The 23,232-nt window shown below is 59.0% G+C and carries 20 protein-coding genes; 13 read left to right on the top strand and 7 right to left on the bottom strand.

The features are described from left to right. The first annotated feature begins 349 nt into the window (after positions 1-349). The 12 genes from ACA063_RS16085 to ACA063_RS16030 all read left to right on the top strand — a co-directional run bounded on the left by ACA063_RS16085 (position 350) and on the right by ACA063_RS16030 (position 10,725). A complete protein-coding gene (locus ACA063_RS16085; protein WP_497662436.1) occupies positions 350-1,909 on the top strand; it encodes a TerC family protein in 1,560 nt (519 codons plus the stop codon). A 290-nt stretch (positions 1,910-2,199) separates the two neighbouring features. Then, complete coding sequence (locus tag ACA063_RS16080) at positions 2,200-2,448, top strand: type II toxin-antitoxin system Phd/YefM family antitoxin (RefSeq protein ID WP_497662435.1); 249 nt, start codon at positions 2,200-2,202, stop codon at positions 2,446-2,448. Next, positions 2,438-2,719 (top strand): type II toxin-antitoxin system RelE family toxin, encoded by a 282-nt coding sequence (locus ACA063_RS16075; protein ID WP_497662434.1) that lies wholly within the window; start codon positions 2,438-2,440, stop codon positions 2,717-2,719. Before ACA063_RS16080 ends, ACA063_RS16075 begins: the two co-directional genes overlap by 11 nt. A 50-nt stretch (positions 2,720-2,769) precedes the next feature. Then, the gene (locus ACA063_RS16070) at positions 2,770-3,615 is read left to right on the top strand and encodes a DUF6216 family protein (protein WP_497662433.1); all 846 of its coding nucleotides are present in this window, start codon (positions 2,770-2,772) and stop codon (positions 3,613-3,615) included. A gap of 396 nt (positions 3,616-4,011) precedes the next feature. Then, positions 4,012-4,860, top strand: a complete 849-nt coding sequence (locus ACA063_RS16065; protein ID WP_497662432.1) for a transporter substrate-binding protein — start codon at positions 4,012-4,014, stop codon at positions 4,858-4,860. Between the two features lie 51 nt (positions 4,861-4,911). Beyond that, positions 4,912-5,574, top strand: a complete 663-nt coding sequence (locus ACA063_RS16060) for an amino acid ABC transporter permease (protein ID WP_497662431.1) — start codon at positions 4,912-4,914, stop codon at positions 5,572-5,574. 9 nt (positions 5,575-5,583) lie between these two features. Further along, the gene (locus ACA063_RS16055) at positions 5,584-6,246 is read left to right on the top strand and encodes an amino acid ABC transporter permease (protein WP_497662430.1); all 663 of its coding nucleotides are present in this window, start codon (positions 5,584-5,586) and stop codon (positions 6,244-6,246) included. After that, positions 6,243-7,055, top strand: a complete 813-nt coding sequence (locus ACA063_RS16050) for an amino acid ABC transporter ATP-binding protein (RefSeq protein ID WP_497662429.1) — start codon at positions 6,243-6,245, stop codon at positions 7,053-7,055. The genes ACA063_RS16055 and ACA063_RS16050 overlap by 4 nt, the downstream gene beginning before the upstream one ends. A gap of 43 nt (positions 7,056-7,098) precedes the next feature. Next, positions 7,099-7,488 carry a RidA family protein gene (locus ACA063_RS16045; protein WP_497662428.1) on the top strand — a complete coding sequence of 130 codons (390 nt, stop codon included), beginning with the start codon at positions 7,099-7,101 and terminating at the stop codon, positions 7,486-7,488. A gap of 143 nt (positions 7,489-7,631) precedes the next feature. Then, on the top strand, positions 7,632-8,396 hold the full coding sequence (locus ACA063_RS16040; protein WP_497662427.1) for an IclR family transcriptional regulator: 765 nt from the start codon (positions 7,632-7,634) through the stop codon (positions 8,394-8,396). A gap of 40 nt (positions 8,397-8,436) precedes the next feature. Next, on the top strand, positions 8,437-9,654 hold the full coding sequence (locus ACA063_RS16035; protein WP_497662426.1) for an amino acid deaminase: 1,218 nt from the start codon (positions 8,437-8,439) through the stop codon (positions 9,652-9,654). 153 nt (positions 9,655-9,807) lie between these two features. Further along, complete coding sequence (locus ACA063_RS16030) at positions 9,808-10,725, top strand: sugar kinase (protein WP_497662425.1); 918 nt, start codon at positions 9,808-9,810, stop codon at positions 10,723-10,725. A gap of 306 nt (positions 10,726-11,031) precedes the next feature. Here ACA063_RS16030 and ACA063_RS16025 read toward each other — a convergent pair whose 3' ends face one another. Continuing rightward, positions 11,032-11,307 carry a peptidylprolyl isomerase gene (locus ACA063_RS16025; protein WP_007898282.1) on the bottom strand — a complete coding sequence of 92 codons (276 nt, stop codon included), beginning with the start codon at positions 11,305-11,307 and terminating at the stop codon, positions 11,032-11,034. A gap of 54 nt (positions 11,308-11,361) precedes the next feature. Then, on the bottom strand, positions 11,362-13,899 hold the full coding sequence (locus ACA063_RS16020; protein ID WP_497662424.1) for a hybrid sensor histidine kinase/response regulator: 2,538 nt from the start codon (positions 13,897-13,899) through the stop codon (positions 11,362-11,364). A 115-nt stretch (positions 13,900-14,014) separates the two neighbouring features. Between ACA063_RS16020 and ACA063_RS16015 the strand changes: the two genes are divergently transcribed. After that, positions 14,015-15,124, top strand: a complete 1,110-nt coding sequence (locus ACA063_RS16015) for a PilT/PilU family type 4a pilus ATPase (protein WP_497662423.1) — start codon at positions 14,015-14,017, stop codon at positions 15,122-15,124. 280 nt (positions 15,125-15,404) lie between these two features. On the opposite strand, the gene ACA063_RS16010 is transcribed toward ACA063_RS16015, so the two are convergent. From ACA063_RS16010 to ACA063_RS15990, 5 genes are all read right to left on the bottom strand, one after another. Then, positions 15,405-17,360 (bottom strand): acetoacetate--CoA ligase, encoded by a 1,956-nt coding sequence (locus tag ACA063_RS16010; RefSeq protein ID WP_497662422.1) that lies wholly within the window; start codon positions 17,358-17,360, stop codon positions 15,405-15,407. A 256-nt stretch (positions 17,361-17,616) separates the two neighbouring features. Further along, a complete protein-coding gene (gene hbdH / locus ACA063_RS16005) occupies positions 17,617-18,390 on the bottom strand; it encodes a 3-hydroxybutyrate dehydrogenase (RefSeq protein ID WP_497662421.1) in 774 nt (257 codons plus the stop codon). Positions 18,391-18,397: 7 nt separating this feature from the next. After that, positions 18,398-19,789, bottom strand: a complete 1,392-nt coding sequence (locus ACA063_RS16000; RefSeq protein ID WP_497662420.1) for a GntP family permease — start codon at positions 19,787-19,789, stop codon at positions 18,398-18,400. Positions 19,790-20,073: 284 nt separating this feature from the next. Beyond that, positions 20,074-21,489, bottom strand: a complete 1,416-nt coding sequence (locus tag ACA063_RS15995; protein ID WP_497662419.1) for a sigma-54 interaction domain-containing protein — start codon at positions 21,487-21,489, stop codon at positions 20,074-20,076. 145 nt (positions 21,490-21,634) lie between these two features. Beyond that, positions 21,635-23,212 (bottom strand): ABC transporter ATP-binding protein, encoded by a 1,578-nt coding sequence (locus ACA063_RS15990; protein ID WP_497662418.1) that lies wholly within the window; start codon positions 23,210-23,212, stop codon positions 21,635-21,637. Positions 23,213-23,232 lie beyond the last annotated feature (20 nt).

The following is a 23,232-nucleotide window of genomic DNA, read 5'->3' as shown; positions in this document are numbered from 1 at the left end:
GGAACTGTGAACACCACAAATCCAATGTGGGCGCGGGCTTGCTCGCGAAAGCGGCCGTCCAAACAACAAAGATCCTCGGGTTCTACAGATTTTGTAATGATTTTCGGCTGTAGGAAAAGAGACTTTCGCCTGTACGCTTCAAGACCTTTTTCCTTTCAGGATTTGCATGAACACCGTTTCGGAGCCTCCCAGTTACCCTTTCCCTACGCGCAACCGCGCGGTCCTGATGCACGCGAAACATCCCGTCTTCCGACTCCAGAACTCCTTTGACATTGTCGCTCCACGGCCCCTGCGCCGCGCCTTGCCGTGTCCGGCATTCTGAATTCACTGAAGAGATCGAGACGTTTTTATGGAATGGATTGCTGACCCTACCGCGTGGCTGGGCTTGTTGACGTTGATCGTGCTGGAGCTGGTGCTCGGCATCGATAACCTGGTGTTTATCGCCATTCTGGCGGACAAACTGCCACCGGAGCAGCGGGATCGAGCACGTCTCATTGGCTTGTCGCTGGCGTTGTTGATGCGCCTGGGCCTGCTGGCGAGTATTTCCTGGCTGGTCACCCTGACCCAGCCGCTGTTCGAAGTGTTCGATAAGAGCTTCTCCGGACGTGACCTGATCATGCTGTTCGGTGGTGTGTTCCTGCTGTTCAAGGCCACCATGGAATTGCACGAGCGACTCGAAGGCCATGTCGGCGAGCGCTCCACCAATGCGGCTTATGCGCTGTTCTGGCCGATTGTTGCGCAGATTGTGGTGCTCGATGCGGTGTTTTCCCTGGACGCGGTGATTACCGCTGTGGGCATGGTCGATGAGCTGGCAGTGATGATGATCGCCGTGATCATTTCTATCGGCCTGATGATTGTCGCCAGCAAACCGCTGACCCGTTTCGTCAACGCGCACCCGACAGTGATCATGCTGTGCCTGGGCTTCTTGATGATGATCGGCTTCGCGCTGACCGCTGAAGGCCTGGGTTTCCACATTCCCAAGGGCTACTTGTATGCGGCAATCGGTTTCTCGATCCTGATCGAGGTGTTCAACCAGATCGCCCGGGCGCGTCGCAAACGCTCGATGCAGGGCGTGCGTCCAATGCGCGAACGTACGGCGCATGCGGTGATGCGTTTGCTCGGTGGCCGCAGGCTGGCGGCTGAGGAGGTCGACGACGAGATTGCCGACCTCCTGGACAACGGCGAGGCGCCGAGTGGAGTGCTGTTCGACCGACGTGAGAGGGTAATGATCAGTGGCGTACTGCAGCTGGCCGAACGCCCGATTCGCAGCCTGATGACCGTGCGCGCCGACGTTGATCACATCGACTTGTCCGACGATGCCAGCGCGATTCGCACGCGCCTGATGCATTCGTCCTACTCGCGTTTGCCGCTGATCCGAGATGGTGCGGTCGATGAGCCGTTGGGCTTCGTGCACAAGAAGGAACTGTTGAAGGAATATCTGGCAGGCAACGAGCCCGACCTTGAGCACCTGGCGCGCAAGGCCATCAACTTGCTGGAAAGTTATTCGATCCTCAATGCCCTGGAGCAGATGCGCAAAGCCTCGACGCACATCGCGTTTGTGGTCAATGAATTCGGTGACTTCGTGGGTGTGCTGACCATGACCGACATTCTTGAATCGATTGCCGGCGAGTTGCCCGATGCCAGCGAAATCGAAGGCCCGGATGTGGTTGAGGAGCAGGGCGGGTTCATGGTCAGCGGCGCGCTGAACCTGATGCGCGTACGGCAACGGACCGGTTTCGCCGCGGAACCGACCGAGGATTATCAAACCCTGGCCGGTTTGGTGGTGAGCGTGCTCGACCGCCTGCCGATGATCGGGGACAGCCACGAGTGGCAAGGCTGGCGGATGACGGTGGTGGCGGTTGAGGAACGCCGGGTGACGCGGGTATTGCTGGTTCGTGCAGCCGAGTGATTTTGGGTCGCATCCGATTAAGCCTTCGCGAGCAGGAGAGCGCAATCCATTGTGGGGACGCGCCTACTCGCGAAGAAGGCCTGATGCATTTTTCCTACAGGAATCGAGGCGGAGCTCACCCAATTGGAGGACTTGGACGATAGCAAACACGGAAATTGAGAAGCGTGTGAGCTGCTACCTTTTGCACTCCATCCATTCTTGGTCACGACTCCATGTCAAAAGCAATAAGGTCAGATGCGCGTGGGAGTGCTATTTTTAGCACTTCCAAAAGCACTGTAAGGAACACCTTCATGCCACATTTTGTGCTTTCGCAGGTTGTAGCGAGTATTTCAGAACTGAAAAAAAACCCGATGGGCACGGTCGCCGCCGGCGGTGGTCAATCTGTTGCAATCCTCAACCGTAACGAGCCAGCTTTTTACTGTGTCCCAGCTAAAGAGTATGAGGCCTTGATGTCTCGCCTCGAGGATCTGGAGTTAATCGCTCTTTGCAAGGAGCGTGAAAACGACCCGACCATAAAGGTTTCGATTGATGACCTATGAGTTGGAGTTCTCTGAAAAAGCATTGAGGGAATGGAAGAAACTCGGTGCAAACCTGAGAGACCAATTTAAAAAGAAGCTTCTGGAACGCCTCGTAAACCCGCACGTTCCTGCAGACCGGCTGCACGGGCTTAGGAATGCTTACAAAATCAAACTGCGAAGTGCAGGGTATCGAATGGTCTATCGCGTATTTGATGAGGTGTTGGTCGTGACCGTAATCGCGGTGGGCAAGAGGGAGCGCGCAGATGTTTACAGGAATGCCGGCGCTCGCTAGCTGTATCGTAAATAAGTCGTAAATCAGGATTGTCTTTATAGGGAAATATGATGGCTGTGAGTAATGTAGAACCTGTTATTCCTCAATTGACAGCGATTCTTGAGGCTTTGAAGTATTTCATTCCCCTTTTTTTGGTATTGCTGCTTACCTGGTATGGATATGTAAGAGCGGCTTCCGGCTTTTTCCTGATTGAACGCATTTGGCGATTGATAGGCGGTAGTAAGGATTTCTCCAGTGAATTTCTCAATCAGCAATGGTCAGCCGTCAGGGACCTTGAAAGTTTCCGATTCAAAACAGGCATACGACTTGATAACTATCAACAAATGCTGGAGCTGCTTGAGCGGATCAAGCGAGATGAAATCAACATTGCTCAATTGATCCGAGGGAGAAAATACTTTGATGCAAATCTTCTAGTCATGCGCAATCCTGATTTGAATCTTTGGAAAGGTCGTCATGCCATCGGCGTGGTCCTGACAATGCTCTTCATGTTTCTGTGCACAATCCCCATGATCCCTGATTACGCAGTTTTGACCATGAAAAAGAGCAACGTTACTTTTATGGTTCGAGAAGACTCGGCCGAATCCTTTCTGTCGAGCGATTGGGTGTTAAAGCCAGAAAACTGCATCAGGCCTACCGTTCAGCCAGACGATAAAATCAAACAACTGGTTTGCGGAGTATTCGCCAGCGAGGCAGATGGGCGTTATGTCAGGAATATCATTTTCGAACAACGAGCGGTATCCGGAGTTTTTCTGGTCTTTGGTTTCTGGGGTTTTCTATGCATGATCGTTGCAAGCAGTAAGGCGCATGCTGCACGGCGCGTGTTTGAACAAACTCGAAAAACGTGCCGATCAAACGAGCAACCCAGTCTGTGGATGCGCAGTGAGCACGCACCTTAAAATGCTGGCTCCCTGCATTACCAATCGGCGGGTGTGAATGCTTGCCGATAGCGCCTTGCAAGCATTGTCGCGCTCCCATCCAATGCGTTTCATGAGAGCCTTCGCCCGGAGAGGTCATGTCGAACGCCGCACAATGAAGCTTTTCGCGCGCCATTTTGTGCCATACATCTGCAACTGTGGCGCATTTACCCGATTGCTGTAGCCCACGGTAGCGCGCAGCCTCCGCTCCTTTGGTAACGCTTGTTCAGCCCACCATCCTCATCTGCTTGATTCAAAACACTTTCCAATCTCCTCAACTTTCCCGTCACAACCTGTGGCACACTTTCTGCTGTCTATTCCGTTGTTACAAACCACTATCCGCTATAGCGGAATAAACAATACCCTGGAGTGCTTGCCATGCATCGCCGACCTTCCTTGTTTAAAGCGTGTGTTTTTCTGTTTGTAGCTTCGGCTGCTGCCGTGGGTGTGGCCCAGGCGGCGGACGGTAAGCTCGATAGCGTGCTGGCCCGCGGAAAGCTCATTATGGGTACGGGCAGTACCAATGCGCCGTGGCACTTCCAGGGAGCGGATGGCAAGTTGCAGGGTTTCGATATCGACATCGGGCACATGATCGCCAAGGGTTTGTTTAACGACCCGAGCAAGGTTGAGTACGTAGTGCAATCGTCCGATGCGCGGATTCCCAATCTGCTGACCGACAAGGTCGACATCAGTTGCCAGTTCATTACCGTCACCGCCAGCCGTGCCCAGCAGGTGGCGTTCACCCTGCCGTACTACCGCGAAGGTGTGGGGCTGCTGCTGCCGGCCAACAGCAAGTACAAGGAAATCGAAGACCTGAACGCCGCGGGCGACAGTGTGACTGTGGCGGTGCTGCAGAACGTGTACGCCGAAGAGCTGGTGCATCAGGCGCTGCCCAAGGCCAAGGTCGACCAGTACGACAGCGTGGACCTGATGTACCAGGCGGTGAACTCCGGCCGTGCCGACGCGGCGGCGACCGATCAATCGTCGGTCAAATATCTGATGGTGCAAAACCAGGGTCGCTACCGCAGCCCGGCCTACGCCTGGAGTCCACAAACCTACGCCTGTGCGGTCAAGCGGGGCGATCAGGACTGGTTGAACTTCGTTAACACCACCTTGCATGAGGCCATGACCGGCGTTGAGTTCCCGGCTTACGCGGCGTCATTTAAACAATGGTTCGGTGTGGATCTGCCTACCCCAGCCATCGGTTTCCCCGTCGAATTCAAATGACCCCGTGAGAGTGGGGCGCCCAACAGCGCCCCGCTCAAGGTACTTCTGACCATGAACTATCAGTTGAACTTTGCCGCCGTGTGGCGCGATTTCGACACCTTGCTGGCAGGGCTCGGTCTGGGGCTCGAGCTGGCGCTGGTGTCGATCGCCATCGGTTGTGTGATCGGCCTGATGATGGCGTTTGCCTTGCTGTCCAAACACCGAGCGCTGCGGGTGATGGCATCGGTGTATGTGACGGTGATCCGCAATACGCCGATTCTGGTGTTGATTCTGTTGATCTACTTCGCGTTGCCAAGCCTGGGCATTCGTCTGGACAAGATTCCGTCGTTCATCATCACCCTGTCGTTGTATGCCGGGGCGTACCTGACCGAAGTGTTCCGCGGCGGACTGTTGAGCATTCCCAAGGGCCAGCGCGAAGCGGGGTTGGCGATCGGTTTGGGCGAGTGGCAGGTCAAGGCCTACGTCACCGTGCCGGTGATGCTGCGCAATGTGCTGCCAGCCCTGTCGAACAACTTCATTTCGCTGTTCAAGGACACCTCGCTGGCGGCCGCGATTGCGGTGCCGGAGCTGACCTATTACGCGCGCAAGATCAATGTCGAGAGCTACCGGGTGATTGAAACCTGGATGGTGACCACTGCGCTTTATGTAGCGGCCTGCTACCTCATTGCCATGATGCTGCGTTACCTCGAGCAGCGTCTGGCGATTCGCCGATAGGAGGCCCCCATGTACAAATCTCCCAGTTGGTTGCATGAGTTATGGGTGGCGCGGGAAGTCCTGTGGCAGGGCTTTCTGACCAGTGTGCAGGTTTCGGCGCTGGCCATTCTGTTGGGCACGATGGTCGGTATCGTCACCGGGTTGGTGCTGACCTACGGCAAGTTCTGGATGCGTGCACCGTTCCGTTTTTACGTCGACATCATTCGCGGTACACCGGTGTTTGTGCTGGTTCTGGCCTGCTTCTATATGGCGCCGGCGCTGGGCTGGCAAATCAGTGCGTTTCAGGCCGGAGCCCTGGGGCTGACGCTGTTTTGTGGCTCGCATGTCGCCGAGATCGTGCGCGGTGCGCTGCAAGCGTTGCCAAGCGGGCAGATGGAAGCGAGCAAGGCCATTGGCCTGACGTTTTACCAATCCCTCGGCTATGTGCTGCTGCCCCAGGCGTTGCGGCAGATCCTGCCGACCTGGGTCAACTCGTCCACCGAAATCGTCAAGGCTTCGACCCTGTTATCGGTGATCGGCGTGGCGGAACTGCTGCTCAGTACGCAGCAGATCATTGCCCGCACGTTCATGACCCTGGAGTTCTACCTGTTCGCCGGATTTCTGTTTTTCGTCATCAACTACGGCATCGAGTTACTCGGCCGGCACATTGAAAAGCGGGTGGCCTTGCCATGACTCAGACTCAGCTCTCAAACGCAAATAACGCCAACCCGCAGAACGGCCAGCCTTTGCTGGATATTCGTGGCCTGCACAAGCAATACGGCAAACTCGAAGTGCTCAAGGGCGTCGATCTGAGCATGCAGCGTGGCAACGTCGTGACGCTGATCGGTTCCAGTGGCTCAGGCAAGACCACACTGCTGCGCTGCGTGAATATGCTCGAAGAATTCCAGGGCGGGCAGATCGTGCTCGACGGTGAGTCCATCGGTTATGACGAGGTCAACGGCAAGCGCATGCGCCACCCGGAAAAAACCATTGCGCGGCATCGGGCGATGACCGGGATGGCGTTCCAGCAGTTCAACCTGTTCCCGCACCTCACCGCGCTGCAGAACGTCACTCTCGGTTTGCTCAAGGTCAAGAAGCTGCACAAGGATGAAGCGGTAGCCCTGGCGGAGAAGTGGCTGGAGCGGGTCGGCCTGCTGGAGCGTCGCGATCACTTTCCCGGTCAACTGTCCGGTGGCCAGCAGCAGCGCGTGGCGATTGCCCGGGCGATTGCGATGAACCCGAGCCTGATGCTGTTCGACGAAGTCACCTCGGCCCTCGACCCGGAGCTGGTGGGCGAGGTGCTGAATGTGATCAAGGGGCTGGCCGATGAAGGCATGACAATGTTGCTGGTGACCCACGAAATGCGCTTTGCGTTCGAGGTCTCGGACAAGATCGTTTTCATGAATCAGGGGCGAATAGAAGAGCAGGGGCCGCCCAAGGAATTGTTCGAACGCCCGCAATCGCCGCGACTGGCGGAATTTCTCAAGAACACGCGTTTTTGATCTTTACCAAAAAATCTTCACTTTCAAATCAGGAGAAACACTCATGAGCATTACTCGTTACGGCACCGGTAGCACCGCCGCTGGCGGCCAGCCTCGCCCTTTCGCCCGCGCCGTTGAAGCCGATGGCTGGCTGCACGTTTCGGGGCAAGTGCCGGCGGTGGACGGCGAGATCATGACGGGCGGCATTGTCGAGCAGACCCACCAGACGATGAAGAACCTGATCGCGATTCTCGAAGAGGCCGGTTATGGCCTGGAGGACGTGGTGCGGGCCGGCGTGTGGCTGGAAGATCCGCGTGATTTCACGAGTTTCAACAAGGTCTTCTCCGAGTACTTCAAACCTGAGCACGCCCCGGCCCGGGCCTGTGTGCAGGCGAACATGATGGTCGATTGCAAGGTCGAGATTGACTGCATCGCGTACAAGAAAAAGGCCTGAACCGAGGTGGCTTCATCGCTAGCAGGCTAGCTCCCAAAGGGAAACGCATTCCAAATGTGGGAGCTAGCCTGCTAGCGATGGCGGCCTGACAGTCACCACAACACTCTGGTTAAACTCCCGGCACTTTTATGGGAACCACTGACATGACCGAAGACACCATCAAACGCCGGGCTCGCGGGCTGGATCGGGCGTTCGATATCCTCGATTTCCTCAAGGAAGTCGGCAAACCCCTGCGTCCGAACGAGATCGCCAGTGGTATCGGCAGCCCTAAATCCACGGTCTACGAACTGGTGGCATCCTTGCTCGAACGGCGGATCCTCGAGCTCGTTGGCAAGGACGGTCACGTGTACCTGGGCCGTCAGCTGTACTTCCTCGGGCAGGCGCACCTGCGCCATTTCGACCTGACCCGCGAAGCTGATCACGCCTTGCAGGAAATCGTCACCCAGACCCATGAAACGGCGCAGATGTGCCTGCTCAACGGGCGTAAATACACGGTTGCCTTGATGAAAGAGGGTGAGCGGCATTTCCGAATTTCCTCCGATATCGGAGAGAACGCGCCGATTCCGTGGACCGCGTCAGGGCGACTGTTGTTGGCGCATCTGAGCGATCAGGAAATCGTCGACCTGATCGACCATGACGACTTCATCCTCCCCGACGGCGAACGCCTGCCACTGGAGCAGTTTCTCAAGGAAATTCGTCAGGCTCACACCGACGGTTTCTTCTCTTTCGACAGCGTTGCCGACACCTTTACCCATTGCTTCGCCGCCCCGGTCAAAGACCCCAGTGGCGTGGCAATCGCGACCCTGTGCATCGTCGCTCCCCGAGCCGATGCCAAAAACAATTACAACGACTATCGTCAGGTGCTGATCGACAGCGCCAACAGCCTGGCCCGTCGCATCAACGAATAACAGCGGCTGCCAGCAGCCGCGAAAAGTAAGGAGTTCGACCATGTCTATTGCCCAACGTACTGCCTCCGTGGAAAAGGGCTTCGCCCATACCGGCGCCAACCTGGTACGCGACGTCAGCCTGCCGGCCCTGGTACTGCACCGTGAAGCCCTGGAGCACAACATCCGCTGGATGCAGACCTTCGTAAGCGACAGCGGTGCCGAGCTCGCGCCCCACGGTAAAACCAGCATGACGCCGGCACTGTTTCGCCGCCAACTGGACGCCGGCGCCTGGGGCATCACCCTGGCCAGCGCCACGCAAACCCGCGCAGCGTATGCCCATGGCGTGCGTCGGGTGTTGATGGCGAACCAACTGGTCGGAACGCCGAACATGGCGCTGATTGCCGACCTGCTGGCGGACTCGGGTTTTGAGTTCCATTGCATGGTCGATCACCCGGATAACGTCGCCGACCTGGGAGCGTACTTCGCTTCGCGCGGTGTGCGATTGAACGTGATGATCGAGTACGGCGTGGTCGGCGGGCGGTGCGGTTGCCGTACGGAAGAGGAAGTGGTCGCACTGGCCAAAGCCATCGCGGCGCAACCGTCCCTGGCGCTGACCGGCATCGAGGGTTACGAAGGGGTGATTCATGGCGATCACGCGGTGACGGGTATCCGCGAGTTTGCCGCTTCACTCGTGCGTCTGGCGGTGCAGTTGCAGAACAGCGGCGCCTTCGCCATTGCCAAACCGATCATTACCGCATCAGGCTCGGCCTGGTATGACCTGATCGCCGAATCCTTCGAAGCGCAGAATGCCGGCGGGCGCTTCCTCAGCGTGCTGCGCCCCGGAAGCTACGTGGCGCATGACCATGGCATCTACAAAGAAGCGCAGTGCTGCGTGCTCGACCGTCGCAGCGACCTGCACGAAGGATTGCGCCCGGCGCTGGAAATCTGGGCGCATGTTCAATCGTTGCCTGAGCCAGGGTTCGCGGTGATTGCCCTGGGCAAACGCGACGTGGCCTATGACGCCGGTCTGCCGGTGCCATTGCTGCGTTACAAGGCCGGTGTCGTGCCAGCCGTGGGCGACGATGTGAGTGCCTGCAAGGTGACGGCCGTGATGGACCAGCATGCGTTCATGACCGTGGCGCCGGGGGTCGAGTTGCGGGTAGGTGACATCATTTCCTTCGGTACTTCGCATCCTTGCCTGACGTTCGACAAGTGGCGTGTGGGGTGTCTGGTGGATGAGCAGTTGAATGTCATCGAGACCATGGAAACCTGTTTTTAAGGTTTGAAACCGAGGTGCGGCCATCGCGAGCAGGCTCACTCCCACAGTGATCTTCAGTGATCACAACATTTGTGTACGACACGAATCCCTGTGGGAGCGAGCCTGCTCGCGATGGCGTCCAGCCGGACACCCTCGAATCATCAGAGAACAACAATGACCACCCCCAACACCCCTCGCATCGCCTTGATCGGTGAATGCATGATCGAGCTACAACAACACGCCGATGGCAGCCTGCAGCAAAGCTTCGGCGGCGACACCTTGAACACGGCTGTTTACCTGTCCCGAGCACTCGGTGCAGACGGTTCGGTGGATTACGTCACCGCCCTGGGCGATGACAGTTTCAGCGACGCCATGTGCCGCACCTGGGCCGACGAAAACATCGGGTTGGGCATGGTCCAGCGCTTGCCCGGCCGCTTACCCGGCCTTTACTGCATCCAGACTGATGCCGCAGGCGAGCGGCGCTTTCTCTACTGGCGCAACGAAGCCGCCGTCCGCGATTGCTTCACCACCCCGGCAGCCGCACCGATCCTGGCGGCGCTGCCGGGTTATGACGTGCTGTATTTCAGCGGTATCACCTTGGCGGTGCTCGGCGCGCAAGGCCGGGAAAAGTTGCTGGAAACGCTGATCGAAGCCCGACAGCGGGGCGCACGAATTGTCTTCGACAACAACTATCGGCCGCGCTTGTGGGCTTCGGTGGACGAGGCGCGGGCGGCCTATCGCAGCGTGTTGCCGCAGGTGGACCTGGCGTTGCTGACCGTCGATGACGAGCAGGCGCTGTTTCAGTTTGCCGATTGCGAAGCGGTGTTTGCCGCTTATGAGCAGATCGGAACGCCAGAGGTCGTGCTCAAGCGTGGCGCCGAGGCGTGTTTGATTCGGTGTGGTGGGGAGTCGTTTAAAGTGCCGGCGCAGCGGGTCGAGCAGGTGGTGGACACCACGGCCGCGGGGGATTCATTCAGTGCTGCGTACCTGGCGAGCCGGCTCAAGGGCGGTAGCCCGGAAGACGCGGCCGAGGCCGGGCATCAATTGGCGAGTCGGGTGATTCAGTTGCCGGGGGCATTGATTCCCAGATAAGTAGAGGATGGCCGCTGGCTGCGCCAACGGATCGCCAGCAGGCTGGCTCCCACAAGGGTTTGTGGGCACTGAAGATCCATTGTGTTAACTGGCTCCCACAAGGGTTTGTGGGCACTGAAGATGCATTGTGGTACTGGCTCCCACAAGGGTTTGTGGGCACTGAAGATGCATTGTGGTACTGACTCCCACAAGGGTTTGTGGGCACTGAAGATGCATTGTGGTAACTGGCTCCCACAAGGGTTTGTGGGCACTGAAGATCCATTGTGGGAGCCAGCCTGCTGGCGATGGGGCCCTTAAGCCAACCCGTCAATCCCGATAAAACACCTGCACCAGGTGATACCCGAATTTGCTCTTGATCGGCCCATGCACCACCCGCAACGGCTTTTTGAAGATCACCGCATCGATCACCCCGACCATCTGCCCGGGCCGCACTTCACCCAGGTCGCCGCCGCGTTTGCCGGAGGGGCAGGTGGAGTACTTCTTGGCCAGCACATCGAACGCTTCACCTTTGGCGATACGTTGTTTGAGCTGCTCGGCTTCTTCCGAGGTTTTCACCAGAATGTGGCGGGCTTGAGCTTTCATGGGGCAGGTACCTTGCAACGGTGCTGACAGCGGGGGCGGCGATTATGCCTTAACTCACTCGTGTTGGCCGATCATCGTGCGAATCTTGCTGGCCAGCAGATCAATGGAGAAAGGCTTGGCCACCATGTCCATCCCTTGCTCAAGGAAGCCCTGGCGTTCGGCGGCTTTCTCCGCATAACCCGTCATGAATAGCACTTTAAGATCAGGCCGGTGCTGGCGCGCGATTTCCGCCAGCTGACGACCATTCATGCCCGGCAACCCCACGTCGGTCACCAGCAAATCCACGCGTAAATCGGACTCCAGCAGCGGCAAGGCAGCTTTCGCGTTTTCGGCTTCATGGGCGTGATAACCCAGCTCCCGGAGCAGGTCGAGCACCAGCATGCGCACCGCCGGATCGTCTTCGACCAGCACCACGGTTTCGCCAGCAATGGCCGCCGGGGCCTCGCCTGTGAAGGGAAGTAACGTGTTTTCCGGCTCGGCGACTCGCAATCGGGGCAAGTACAGGCGAACACAGGTGCCCTGATCGGGCACGCTGTCGAGGTGGACATGTCCGCCGGACTGCTGGGCAAAACCATAAATCATCGACAACCCGAGTCCCGTGCCCTGACCGATGGGTTTGGTGGTGAAGAACGGATCGAACGCTTTCGCCAGAATGGACGGCGTCATGCCTGTGCCGTTGTCGCTGACGGCAATCATCAAGTAGTCACCGGCCTTGACCGGTTCCAGGGTGATGATGTCGCTGTCGTCGAGGTAAACGTTAGCGGTTTCAATCAGCAGGTCACCGCCGTCTGGCATCGCGTCCCGCGCGTTGATCACCAGATTGAGCAGGGCATTTTCCAGCTGACTGACGTCGGTGCTGACGGGCCAGACGTTGTCGACCAGTCGCAGTTTGAGCACGATGTGGTCGCCCTTGGTACGGCTGAGCAGGTCTTCCAGGGAGTGGATCAGGTCGTTGGCGTTCAACGGCTTGCGGTCCAGCGACTGCCGTCGGGAAAACGCCAGCAGGCGATGGGTCAAGGCGGAGGCGCGGTTGGCGGAGGACACCGCAGCTTCGGTAAAACGGCCGATCTCGGCGGCGCGTCCATCCGCGATGTAGCGCTGCATCAGGTCGAGGCTGCCGATGATGCCGGTGAGCATGTTGTTGAAGTCATGGGCAATGCCACCGGTGAGCTGGCCGACCGCTTCCATCTTCTGCGCATGGCGCAAGGCATCCTCGGCGCGTTCACGCTCGGTCATCTCGTTTTGCAGCCGCTGGTTGGCTTCCGCAAGCTGCTGGGTTCGCGCGGCGACACGTTCTTCCAGGGTTTCGTTGAGATTGAGCAGCGCGTCTTCGGTCTTTTTGCGCTCGGTTTCATCGATCACGAAAATATAGAAACCATTCACGGCGCCATCCGGCCCGTGGCGCGGCAGGTAGTTCATCAAGGCGTGGCGGCTGCTGCCGTCGCGGTGTCGGGTCTTGATGCTGAAGCGACAGGTCTTGCCGTTCAACGCCTTGGCGATGTGCTTGGCGCGCAGGGCGTAGGCTTCGTCCCCTATCACCTCGCGGATGGTGCGGCCGTACAGTTCCTGAGGGGTGCGACCGTACCAGTCGAGGTAGGCGGCGTTATTCAGGCGGAAGCGCTCTTCGCTGTCCACGTAACTGATCAGGATCGGCATGGCGTTGATGATCAGCTGCAGTTCGGTCTGGCTCTGACGCAGCGCCTGTTCGGTTTGTTTGCGTTCGGTCAGGTCGAGTGCTGCACCCAGGAAGCGGATCGGCCGGCCATGATGGTCCTTGTAGCAACGCCCACGGGCGAACACCCAGCGCACCTGGCCGTCAGGCTGCAGCAGGCGATATTCCTCGGCGTATTCAGTGCCGTGAGTGATGGCGTGCTTGATGCCGCGAGTGACCATGGCGCGGTCTTCGGGATGCACGCCCTGAAGGTACGCGCTGATCGGCAACTGGCTGGCGAGTAGCGGGTCGATCCCGTGCAGTTGGGCAAAGTGGGTGTCGGCGATGAATTGATCGTCACTGATGTTCCAGTCCCAGGTACCCACAGCATCGGTCGCCGCGAGGGCAAGCTGCAGGCGTTCCTCGGTTTCACGCTGGGCCTTGAGGCTGGCGGCGGAACGTTGTTCGAGTTCCAGCGCGATGCGACGGCGTTCGTTGGTTTCAATGGCGGTGATCAGGATTCCGGCGACCTGGGCGTTTTCATCGCGGATCGGGCTGTAGGTCAGGTCAAGCCAGAACTCGGATTCGCCATCGCCACGCTGCAACGTGAAGCGCTGCTCGCTGTAGGTGCGCACTTGTCCTTGTAGGACGGCGCTGTAAATCGGGTCGGTAAAATCTCTAAGTTCTGGCCATATCTGGTGGGTAGGCTGTCCGAAACCCTGCGGGTGTTTGTTACCGGCCAACAGAGCAAAGCCGTCATTGTAGATCTGCGTCAACTGCGATCCCCACAGCAGCAGCATGGGCATCGGCGAGTGAATCACGATGTCCACGGCGGTTCTCAGGCTCTGCGGCCAGGTGCTGGCGGGGCCCAGAGGGCTGCGGGTCCAGTCCATTCGGGCAATCAAAGCCTGGGCATCGCTGCCGATGGGTGATGCGTTCATCAAAAAGTCCTGCACTAAAGTCGGTGAGGCGGCGTCTACTATCCTAGGCGGTAGACGCTGGATGACCCGATCGGGGTCATTTTTTTACTCGATTGCTTCGCGGGTGCAATGTGCCATGGAAATCGATGCACTGTTAACGTTATTGGCTCAACAGAATGGTTCCGACCTTTATCTGTCCACTGGAGCGCCACCGAGCGCACGGTTTGATGGAACGCTCAGAGTACTGACCGACCAGCCGTTCAAACCGGGGGAAGTCGCGGCCATTGCCGCCTCCATCATGGACGCCGAGCAGCGCCTGGAGTTCGATCGGGAATTGGAGATGAACCTGGCGATTTCCTTGCCGGGTATCGGGCGCTTTCGGGTCAACATTTTCAAGCAGCGCAACGATTTATCCATTGTGGCGCGCAACATCAAGCTCGACATTCCACGTTTCGAAGACCTTAAGCTGCCGCCGGTGCTGCTCGAAACGGTGATGCTGAAACAAGGCCTTATGCTGTTCGTCGGTGCGACCGACTGTGGCAAGTCGACCTCGCTCGCGGCGTTGATCGACTACCGCAATCGTCACAGCAGTGGCCATATCATCACCATTGAAGACCCGGTCGAATACATCCATCGGCACAAGCGGTCGATCATCAATCAGCGTGAGGTGGGCGTTGATACGCGCAGTTTTCACGCCGCGTTGAAAAACACTCTGCGCCAGGCGCCTGATGTGGTGTTGATCGGCGAAATTCGCGACCGCGAGACCATGGAGCATGCGCTGGCGTTCGCCGACACCGGCCATCTGGTCATTTCCACGTTGCACGCGCACAACGCCAATCAGGCGCTAGACCGCATCATCAACTTCTTCCCCGACGAACGCCGAACACAACTGCTGCACGACTTGGGCAACAACCTCAAGGCCTTCGTTTCGCAGCGTCTGGTGCGCACGAGCGATGGTCAGCGCCGGGCAGCGGTGGAGGTGATGCTGGGCACGCCGACGATTGCGGATTTGATCCGGCGCCATGAGTTTGACGAGCTCAAGGGGATCATGGAGAAGTCAGCGAATGTGGGCATGCAGACCTTTGATGGCGCGCTGTTCGCACTGGTCGCCGAGGGGGCGATTGATGAAACGGAAGCGTTGAAACACGCGGATTCGGTGAACAATCTGCGCTTACGCTTGAAGTTGCACGCGGATACAGCGCCAGGTTTACCGCCACCTTCGGGCGAATGGGGTCTCGTAGACTGATCTATGCCCTTCCGGGCGAATGGCGGTTGATGGACTGACACATCCCTGGCGGTTGATGGACTGACACATCCCTGGCGGTTGATGGACTGACACATCCCCCTGTAGGAGCTGTCGAGTGAAACGAGGCTGCGATCTTTTGACTTTGCTTTTTATAAAAACAAGGTCAAAAGATCGCAGCCTCGTTTCACTCGACAGCTCCTACACGGCTCCTACACGGCTCCTACACGGCTCCTACACGGCTCCTACACGGCTCCTACACAGCCCCTTTGGAAAATGTCTATCAACTCTGGAGCTCAGGCCGGTTGCGGTATTGCTCCAGCGCTTCAGGATTGGCCAGTGCGTCGGTGTTTTTCACCTTCTGCCCATGCACCACATTCCTCACGGCCAGCTCGACCACTTTGCCGCTGATGGTTCGGGGGATGTCCGTGACCGCGAGAATCTTTGCCGGCACATGCCGGGGTGTGGTGTTGGCGCGAATGACCTGGCGAATCTGCTGCTCAAGCCCTTCGTCCAGCTCGAAGCCATCACGCAATCTCACGAACAGCACCACACGCACATCGTCCTGCCATTGCTGACCAATGGCCACGCTGTCGATGACCTGCGAGACTTTTTCCACCTGACGATAGATCTCCGCTGTACCGATGCGCACGCCGCCGGGGTTGAGCACGGCGTCCGAGCGCCCATGAATCATCATCCCGCCGTGGTGCAGTTCTTCGGCGTAATCGCCCTGGGCCCAGACGCCGGGGAACTGGGTGAAGTACGACGCCCGGAGTTTTTCGCCGTCAGGGTCATTCCACAACCCGATGGGCATCGCCGGGAAGTGGCGCGTGCAGACCAGTTCGCCTTTTTCGCCAACGACCGGATGGCTATCGTCGTTCCAGACTTCGATCGCCATGCCCAGGCTCTTGCCCTGCATTTCGCCACGGCGAACCGGCAGCAGCGGATTACCGATGACGAAGCACGAAACGATGTCGGTGCCGCCTGACATTGAGGCCAGGCACAGGTCCGACTTGATGTCACGGTAGACAAAATCGTAGCTCTGGGGCGACAGCGCGGAGCCCGTGCAGAGCAAGGTTTTCAGGCTGCCCAGGTCATGGGTGCGCCGGGGCTTGATGCCACTGCTTTCCAGGGTCGCGAGAAACTTAGGGCTGGTACCGAAGACGCTGATGCGCTCGTCATCGATCAGGTCGATCAAACGCTCAGGCTCCGGGTGAAACGGCGAGCCGTCATACAGCACCACTGCGCTGCCGACCGCCAGGGCCGAGACCAGCCAGTTCCACATCATCCAGCCGCAGGTGGTGTAGTAGAACAGTCGGTCGCCGGCGCCAAGATCGGCGTGCAACCCGTGTTCCTTGACGTGCTGCAGCAGCACGCCACCAGTGCTGTGGATGATGCACTTGGGCACGCCAGTGGTGCCGCTGGAGTAGAGGATGTACAGCGGATGCGCGAAGGGCACGGGGACGAAATCCGGCTCGCCGCCCACTTCATAAAAATCGTCCCACAGGGTGACATTGGCGTGAGTGTGGAAATCCCTGGCATGGGCCTGTGACCGCGCATAAGGCACAACGATCAATTCCTGCAGCGACGGCAGTCGTTCGAGGATTTCGTTGATCTTGGCGGTCTGGTCGATTTCTTTGCCGGCATAGCGGTAACCAGCGCAGGTCACCAGCACTTTCGGTTCGATCTGACCAAAACGGTCGATCACCCCTTGGGTGCCGAAATCCGGCGATGAGCAGGACCAGATGGCGCCCAGGCTGGTCGTACCGAGCATCGCCACCAGGGTTTGCCAGGTATTCGGCATGCACGCGGCCACCCGGTCACCGACGCCGACACCGGCAGCCTTCAGGCTGTTCTGAAAGCCTGCGACGTGCTCGGCAAGTTCGGCCCAGGTCAGCTGTTCGCGCTGGCCGTTTTCAGCAATGGCGATCACCGCCACAGCATCGTCGCGGCGACGCAGCAGGTGATCGGCAAAATTCAATGTGGCGCCAGGAAACCACTGAGCGCTGGGCATCTGTGGGCCTTCCTGCAGTACCGCGTCGGGCTGGTCGTGAAAGCGGATGTCGAAAAAATCGACGATGGCTTGCCAGAAATCTTCCCGCTGATCGATAGACCATTGATGCAGGGCGGGGTAGTCGTCGATGTGCAGGTGGTGCCGTTGCGCGATGAAGCGACGAAAGGCCTCCATGCGGGTCTTGCCGATGCGCTTGGCGTCGGGTTGCCAGAGGATGTCGGACATGGCTGGGCCTCTTTTTTCTTATGTCTGTTCAGGCATTGGCTGAGGGAACTCTGTGGCGAGGGAGCTTGCTCCCGCTGGGTGGCGTAGCCGCCCCCCCCAAATGGTCGCGACACCTATTTTTACGACTGCTGCGCAGCCGAGCGGGACGGTGCGACGATTCGACAAGCTCCCTCGCCACAGGGTTTCCTTATCACAGAGTGCCCTCACCACAGAGTTCCTGTGGCACAGGGTTACCTTGCTTCAGGGTGAGCGCTTGTTACTGCGCCAACCACCCGCCATCAATGTTCCAGGCCGCGCCACGCACCTGGCTGCCCGCTTCGCTGCACAGGAACAGTACCAGTTCACCCAGTTGCGAAGGTGTGACGAACTCCAGCGAAGGCTGCTTTTCCGCCAACAAATCATGCTGCGCCTGCTTCGGGTCGATCCCTTTGGCCGCGCGATCATCGATCTGTTTCTGCACCAGCGGCGTCAGGACCCAGCCCGGGCAGATGGCGTTGCAGGTAACGTGGGTCGTGGCGGTTTCCAGGCCGACGACTTTGGTCAGGCCGATCACCCCATGCTTGGCGGCGACATACGCTGCCTTGCCCGTTGAACCGACCTGGCCATGCACCGAGGCGATGTTGATGATCCGGCCCCAGTTCTGCGCGCGCATGTGCGGCAGCCCCAGGCGGGTGCTGTGGAATACCGATGACAGATTGATCGCGATAATTGCGTCCCAGCGTTCCACCGGAAAATCTTCCACCGCCGCAACGTGCTGAATGCCCGCGTTATTCACCAGAATGTCGACACCGCCGAACTCACGCTCGGCGTAGGCGAACATGTCGGCAATCTGCGCCGGGTCGCTGACGTCGGCGGGATGATGACCGACTTTGCCGCCGAACTGCTGAACCTCTGCGATGACTTTGGACGCATCGCCGAAACCGTTGAGCACCACGTCGGCACCCGCCTTGGCCAGGCTCAGGGCGATGCCAAGGCCAATGCCGCTGGTGGAACCGGTGACCAGTGCGGTCTTGCCCGAAAGAGTCGTCATGAATACCTCACACAATGCCAGTGGCGTAGAAAGTACCGATCACCACAAAAACCGCCAGGGTCTTGATCAGCGTAATACAGAAAATGTCTTTGTAGGCTTCACGGTGCGTCAGGCCGGTGACGGCCAGCAGGGTGATCACTGCGCCGTTGTGCGGCAGGGTGTCCATGCCGCCACTCGCCATCGCGGCCACCCGGTGCAGCACTTCCAGCGGGATGTTGGCGGCGTGGGCGGCGCTGATGAACTGCTCGGACATCGCCGCCAGGGCGATGCTCATGCCACCGGACGCGGAGCCGGTGATGCCGGCCAGCAACGTGACGGTAATCGCTTCGTTGACCAGTGGATTGGGGATATTCTTGAGCCAGTCAGCCAGCACCAGAAAGCCCGGCAGGGACGCGATCACCGCGCCGAAACCGTATTCCGATGCGGTGTTCATGGCCGCCAGTAATGCACCACTGACCGCGCTCTTGCTGCCTTCAGCCAGTTTGCTGCGAATGGCGGTAAAGCCGAACGCCAACACCATGAGGATGCCGATGAGCAGCGCGGCCTGAACCGCCCAGATCGCGGTGAGCTTGGCGATTTCGGTCGTCACCGGCGTTGTCATGCCCGGCAGCGCGAGGCTGTGGGTCTTGCCGTACCACTGCGGAATCCACTGGGTGAACAGCAGGTTCATGATGCCCACGGCCAGCAGCGGCGACAGGGCGACCCAGGGATTCGGCAGCTTGATGTCTTCAGCGGTTTCCGGTTCGTTGCGCAGTTCCGTGCCATAGCCTTCGCCAGCACGTTGGGCCTTGTTGCGCTGGCGCTGCAGAAACAACATGCCGGTGCAGAACACGAAGATCGTGCCGATCACACCCAGCCACGGGGCCGCCCACGCGGTGGTGTTGAAGAAGGTGCTGGGGATGATGTTCTGGATTTGCGGGGTGCCGGGCAGGGCGTCCATGGTGAACGAGAATGCGCCGAGGGCGATGGTGGCCGGGATCAGGCGTTTGGGAATGTTGCTCTGGCGGAACATCTCCGCCGCGAATGGGTAGACGGCAAACACCACCACAAACAACGACACGCCACCGTAGGTCAGCAACGCGCAGACCAGCACGATCACCAGCATGGCCTGGCGCGTCCCCAGCAGGCTGATCGCCGCCGCAACAATGGAGCGCGAGAACCCCGACAACTCGATCAGCTTGCCGAAGACGGCGCCGAGCAGGAACACCGGAAAATAGAGTTTGATGAAGCCGACCATTTTCTCCATGAACACGCCGGTGAAGGCAGGCGCGACGGCGGACGGGTCGGTTAGCAGAACGGCGCCGAGGGCGGCAATGGGGGCAAAGAGAATAACGCTGTAGCCACGGTAAGCAGCCAGCATCAGCAGCGCCAGGGCTGCCAAGGCGATGATCACACTCATGGTGTGTCTCCTGGATTGTTATTTTTTTGGGTGAAACGTGTGAAGGAGGGATTAGCGAGTTTCGTGCCATCGTTGTAACATATTGATAAATAACGATATTTATCTGTAGTGGTGGGAATTTTTAGATATTTGTCTCTTTTGTGGGATTTGCATTGCCATCAACGGCCCCATCGCGGGCAAGCCCGCTCCCACAAGAGGACTGCGTTAAACCATACAACTCAACCACTGTGGGAGCGGGCTTGCTCGCGAAGAGGCCATATCTACCAATGGAGATTAATGTCTCGTTATGGAGACTCGGCAATCCCCAACGCCACCATCTTCTTGTAAAGAGTCGACCGCCCCAGCCCCAACTGCGCGGCTGCCTCAACGACTTTTCCGCCACATTGCGCGAGGGCGGCTTCAATCACTTGCCGATCAGATCGCTCCCGAGCTTCGCTGAAAGTCTCCCGGGGAGTCGGTTCCAGATTAAGCGCCACCGCACGCTCCACCGGCGTGAACGTGCCAATCGCCGCCCGAATTTCCGTCGCGTCGAGGATCAAGTCATCACTGAGCAGCGCCGCGCGCTCCAGCACATTGCGCAGTTCACGAATGTTCCCCGGCCAGGCGTGTTTCCCTAACAGCGCCAGCGCTTCGCCATTGAGTTCGTGCTGACTGCGCAGCTCTTCGAGGATCGCTTCGCTGAGCGCCGGCAGATCGTCGAGGCGATCACGCAGCGGTGGGACCTGAATGGGCAGTACGTTGAGGCGGTAATACAAGTCCGCGCGAAACTCACCGCGTTTGATCGCCGCTTCCAAGTCCATGGACGTGGCAGCGATCACGCGCACGTCGCTCTGGATCATCTCGTTTGAGCCCACCGGCTCGAATTCCTTTTCCTGCAGCACGCGCAAAAGTTTGCTTTGCAGGGGCAGCGGCATGTCGCCGATTTCATCGAGAAACAATGTGCCGCCCTGGGCGAGCTGCAACTTGCCGACGCGGCCTTTGCGGTCGGCGCCGGTAAACGCGCCGGGCGCTGTGCCGAAGAACTCGGCCTCCAGCAATGCCTCGGGAATCGCCGCGCTGTTGATGCTGACGAAGGCTTTGTGCGCCCGTGGGGAGGCGCCGTGGATGGCCTGCGCGAGCAACTCTTTGCCGGTGCCGGTTTCACCGAGCAGCAACACCGGTGACTCTGCGCTGGCACTGCGTCGGGCGCGGCGTTTGACTTCCAGGCTGGCGGCGCTGGTGCCGATGAAATGGGCAAAGTTGTATTTGGTTTGCCGGGCCCGCAGCAGCGAACGCGTGGAAGCGAGTTCTTCCTGCATGCTCATGTAGCGCTTGAGCATCGGCGACAGGCTGCGTAATTCGTCGAACAGCGCAAAGCCGATGGCGCCGATCACCTCGCCAGTGTCGTCATGAATCGGCAGGCGCATGACCACCAGGGGTTCTTTCGGGGTGTCCTGCATGTCGAGCAGTATTGGCCGGCCGGTGCGCACCACCTCGCGCAACAGGCTGCCGGGGATCACGCTTTCGCACGGTTTGCCGATCGCCACCTGCGCCGACTCCAGACCAAACCGTCGGGCGTAACGTTCGTTCATCCAGACGATGTTGGCGTCGCGGTCGACAATGACCGTGCCTTCGCTGGATTGCTCAATGATCTCGAACAACGAACGGATCGCCAGCAGGCGCACGCGTTGGTAGTCCTTCAGGCTGTCAGTCGGATTCATGAAGGGTATTGATCCTGTTTTTTTTGCCAGTTAGGGCCTCATCGCGGGCAAGCCCGCTCCCACAGGGGATTTGTGTGCGCCACAGATCAAATGTGGGAGCGGGCTTGCCCGCGATGGGCGCGACGCGGTCTCAAGCCTGCATCAATCATGTCGCCCCGACATGCGCCGCCGCCAGCAGCTCCTTGGTATAGGGATGTTGCGGCGATTCAAACACCTCATGACTCGCTCCACGCTCAACGACCTTGCCATCCTTGATCACGATCATGTCATGGGCCAGTGCCCGCACCACCGCCAGGTCATGGCTGATGAACAGGTACGTCAGCCCGTGTTTTTCCTGGAGCTGGCGGAGCAGGGCGACCACTTGTTTTTGCACCGTGCGGTCCAGTGCCGAGGTCGGTTCATCGAGCAGGATCAGCGCCGGTTTCAGCACCAGTGCCCGGGCGATGGCGATGCGTTGGCGTTGACCGCCCGAGAACTCGTGGGGATAGCGATCGCGACTTTGCGGGTCGAGACCGACCTCCTCAAGGGCCCGTATCACCTCGGCCTTGCACTCATCAGCTGTCAATTGGCTATGCACTTCAAGGCCTTCGCTGATGATCTGCGCCACCGACATGCGCGGGCTCAGGCTGCCATAGGGGTCCTGAAACACCACCTGCATTTTCTTGCGCCATGGCCGCAACTGCTTTTGCGTCAGGCCATCCAGTGCTTCGCCCTGAAAGCGAATGCTGCCTTCGGAATCGAGCAGGCGCAGGATCGCCTGGCCCAGGGTCGATTTGCCGGAACCGGACTCGCCGACAATACCCAGGGTCTTGCCGCGCTGAATGTTCAGGCTGATGCCATCCACCGCGTGCAGCCAGGTCTTGCGCTGGAACAGTCCGCCAGCGAGCGCAAACTTCACGCTCAGGTTGTCCACTTTCAGCACATTCTCGCGTTCGTCCCGAGGCAGGGCTTCGCCCTCCGGCTCGGCGTTCAGCAGCACGCAGCTGTAAGGATGCTTCGGCTCGGTAAACAGTGTTTCGCAGGGCGCTTGCTCGACGATTTCGCCGGCCTTCATCACGCACACGCGCTGGGCGATGCTGCGCACCAGATTAAGGTCATGGCTGATCAGCAACAGCGACATGCCGAGGCGTTGCTGCAGCGATTTGAGCAGCAACAGGATCTTGCGCTGCACGGTGACGTCCAGCGCCGTGGTCGGCTCATCGGCGATCAACAGCTCCGGTTCACAGGCCAGGGCCATGGCGATCATCACCCGCTGGCGTTGGCCGCCGGACAATTGATGCGGGTAGGCTTTGAGGCGCTCCCCGGGTTTTTGAATGCCCACCAGGTGCAGCAATTCGAGCGTTCGCGCCTGTGCCAATTTACCGGTCAGGCCTTTGTGCAGCAGCAAGGTTTCGCCGATCTGTTTTTCGATGGTGTGCAGCGGGTTCAGCGAAGTCATCGGCTCTTGGAAAATCATCGCGATCCGGTTGCCGCGCAGCTCACGCAGCACTTTGGACGAGGCGCCGAGCAATTCCTTGCCGCGATAACGGATGCTGCCGGTGGACTCGGTGCCGGTTTCAGGTAGCAGTTGCAGGATCGAATGCGCGGTCACCGATTTGCCGGAGCCCGACTCGCCCACCAGCGCCAGGCATTCGCCGGGGCGGATGTCCAGGCACAGATTGCGCACCACGGTCTGCCCGCTGAAGGCCACGCTGAGGTCACGGATTTCGATCAGGTTACTCATATCAACAGTTCGTCTCTAAA

Source organism: Pseudomonas sp. LBUM1643 (assembly GCF_059716215.1).
The sequence above is the reverse complement of the archived record's forward strand: the minus strand, read 5'-3'. Positions and strand labels throughout refer to the sequence as shown.

What these genes read in the sequence shown, in the direction of transcription:
- ACA063_RS16060 (WP_497662431.1), top strand. Translation starts at nt 4,912, where the DNA reads ATGAACTATCAGTTGAACTTTGCCGCCGTGTGGCGCGATTTCGACACC.
- ACA063_RS16035 (WP_497662426.1), top strand. Translation starts at nt 8,437, where the DNA reads ATGTCTATTGCCCAACGTACTGCCTCCGTGGAAAAGGGCTTCGCCCAT.
- ACA063_RS16050 (WP_497662429.1), top strand. Translation starts at nt 6,243, where the DNA reads ATGACTCAGACTCAGCTCTCAAACGCAAATAACGCCAACCCGCAGAAC.
- ACA063_RS16015 (WP_497662423.1), top strand. Translation starts at nt 14,015, where the DNA reads ATGGAAATCGATGCACTGTTAACGTTATTGGCTCAACAGAATGGTTCC.
- ACA063_RS16040 (WP_497662427.1), top strand. Translation starts at nt 7,632, where the DNA reads ATGACCGAAGACACCATCAAACGCCGGGCTCGCGGGCTGGATCGGGCG.
- ACA063_RS16025 (WP_007898282.1), bottom strand. Translation starts at nt 11,307, where the DNA reads ATGAAAGCTCAAGCCCGCCACATTCTGGTGAAAACCTCGGAAGAAGCC.
- ACA063_RS15990 (WP_497662418.1), bottom strand. Translation starts at nt 23,212, where the DNA reads ATGAGTAACCTGATCGAAATCCGTGACCTCAGCGTGGCCTTCAGCGGG.
- ACA063_RS16065 (WP_497662432.1), top strand. Translation starts at nt 4,012, where the DNA reads ATGCATCGCCGACCTTCCTTGTTTAAAGCGTGTGTTTTTCTGTTTGTA.
- ACA063_RS16000 (WP_497662420.1), bottom strand. Translation starts at nt 19,789, where the DNA reads ATGAGTGTGATCATCGCCTTGGCAGCCCTGGCGCTGCTGATGCTGGCT.
- ACA063_RS16030 (WP_497662425.1), top strand. Translation starts at nt 9,808, where the DNA reads ATGACCACCCCCAACACCCCTCGCATCGCCTTGATCGGTGAATGCATG.
- ACA063_RS16075 (WP_497662434.1), top strand. Translation starts at nt 2,438, where the DNA reads ATGACCTATGAGTTGGAGTTCTCTGAAAAAGCATTGAGGGAATGGAAG.
- hbdH (WP_497662421.1), bottom strand. Translation starts at nt 18,390, where the DNA reads ATGACGACTCTTTCGGGCAAGACCGCACTGGTCACCGGTTCCACCAGC.
- ACA063_RS16010 (WP_497662422.1), bottom strand. Translation starts at nt 17,360, where the DNA reads ATGTCCGACATCCTCTGGCAACCCGACGCCAAGCGCATCGGCAAGACC.
- ACA063_RS16070 (WP_497662433.1), top strand. Translation starts at nt 2,770, where the DNA reads ATGGCTGTGAGTAATGTAGAACCTGTTATTCCTCAATTGACAGCGATT.
- ACA063_RS16045 (WP_497662428.1), top strand. Translation starts at nt 7,099, where the DNA reads ATGAGCATTACTCGTTACGGCACCGGTAGCACCGCCGCTGGCGGCCAG.
- ACA063_RS16020 (WP_497662424.1), bottom strand. Translation starts at nt 13,899, where the DNA reads ATGAACGCATCACCCATCGGCAGCGATGCCCAGGCTTTGATTGCCCGA.
- ACA063_RS16055 (WP_497662430.1), top strand. Translation starts at nt 5,584, where the DNA reads ATGTACAAATCTCCCAGTTGGTTGCATGAGTTATGGGTGGCGCGGGAA.
- ACA063_RS16080 (WP_497662435.1), top strand. Translation starts at nt 2,200, where the DNA reads ATGCCACATTTTGTGCTTTCGCAGGTTGTAGCGAGTATTTCAGAACTG.
- ACA063_RS15995 (WP_497662419.1), bottom strand. Translation starts at nt 21,489, where the DNA reads ATGAATCCGACTGACAGCCTGAAGGACTACCAACGCGTGCGCCTGCTG.
- ACA063_RS16085 (WP_497662436.1), top strand. Translation starts at nt 350, where the DNA reads ATGGAATGGATTGCTGACCCTACCGCGTGGCTGGGCTTGTTGACGTTG.